The organism is Zhongshania sp. (genome assembly GCF_041584495.1).
Classification (GTDB): Bacteria; Pseudomonadota; Gammaproteobacteria; order Pseudomonadales; family Spongiibacteraceae; genus Spongiibacter.
In genome coordinates this window covers 1-1132 of the sequence record NZ_JBFHDY010000318.1, presented here as the reverse complement: position 1 = coordinate 1132, position 1132 = coordinate 1, and the positions used below count along the sequence as shown (strand labels likewise).

General features: G+C 54.1%; 2 protein-coding genes. One reads left to right on the top strand and one right to left on the bottom strand.

Annotated features, from left to right (window positions below):
• Positions 1-446: 446 nt before the first annotated feature.
• The gene (locus tag ABYP33_RS19510) at positions 447-722 is read left to right on the top strand and encodes a hypothetical protein (protein WP_373093053.1); all 276 of its coding nucleotides are present in this window, start codon (positions 447-449) and stop codon (positions 720-722) included.
• Positions 723-742: 20 nt separating this feature from the next.
• Here the strand turns inward: ABYP33_RS19510 and ABYP33_RS19505 are convergent.
• Positions 743-1132 (bottom strand): hypothetical protein (locus ABYP33_RS19505; RefSeq protein ID WP_373093051.1); only part of this gene is annotated, 390 nt, incomplete at its 5' end.

Sequence of the window (1132 nt, the reverse complement as noted above, 5' to 3'; positions counted from 1 at the left end):
CGCGAACACCCCGTTATTACGGTACTTTACCACTCGGCGACAGCCTGCGCTCGACCTGTTTTGACGTACAAGCTGCGGCCACCGGTGCGCGATAGCGTGCTTATAAATAATAGTAAAAATGCCCACCAATCACTGGACATTGAGACGGTAAAAAGTCCTTGACCCCACCCTTCGGGCTATCCGGTATCGCGGGAAAACTCTTTGCCACCGGCATACCACCTGCGAAGCAGCGCTACCTGAAGTAACAGCCACCGCAACACTGCGCGGACGCTCAATTAAATATCAGTAACACATAGCAAATGTTATTTTTAAATACTCAATATAAACAAACAGATAAAACCAAGCTAGAAGCTCAAGCCTGTTTCCATGCGCCACATTTCTGGCAATTTGGTAACACTTGCAGGATAATGTGAACACCGATACCACTGAAAACAGGTAACACTTTCATGAAAAAACTGACTCAAACGCTCGTCGTTGCCCTGCTGGCAACGGATTCTGCCGCCGTCTTTGCGGCCCGTCCGTCCAGCCTGGTTTACACCGGCACCGGTGTCGATGAAACCGGCGCAGAGTATTCAAACTACTCGGTAAAATGCACGGATGGACAGCGTCACCCGCTGACCGCCTGGGACAACCGCCGCAAATGGTGTGTTGGTGAAGGTTCTCAGGAAGAATGCCACCGCAAGCAGATCAAAGCCGCCAAAAAGGCCTGCAAAGCCGGCTGATAGCTCTCCCGGCGGGCACCTCAGCCCGCCGCCTTTTCCCCTGCAGAAAATACCAGCTGCGCCAACTGACTGATCAATTGCTTCTGGCGCGCCAACCCCTCTTCTGACAAAGGCTCTACCGGCAACATTGCCTGGTACACTGGCGCCATGGTGATATACGACATCACCACATTGTTAAACGCCATCACCGCCCAGGGCTCCAACGCATTTCCCTGAAAAAACCCCGCCAAGGGCTCAGGCGCCGACTCCTCCGTGAACAGCGGACGAAACAGGCGATCGACTATCTCCCTACTTTGCGACCCATTGGCCAACGCCGCGTGCTGCAGCAGCCGTGCAAAATTCGGGTGCTGATAATGCAGGTCCACCATGGTGTGCAGCCACTCCATGATGCGCTCGCGGGTCACGGGCTG

Coding starts and splice junctions, on each gene's coding strand:
- ABYP33_RS19510 (WP_373093053.1), top strand. CDS start 447: ATGAAAAAACTGACTCAAACGCTCGTCGTTGCCCTGCTGGCAACGGAT.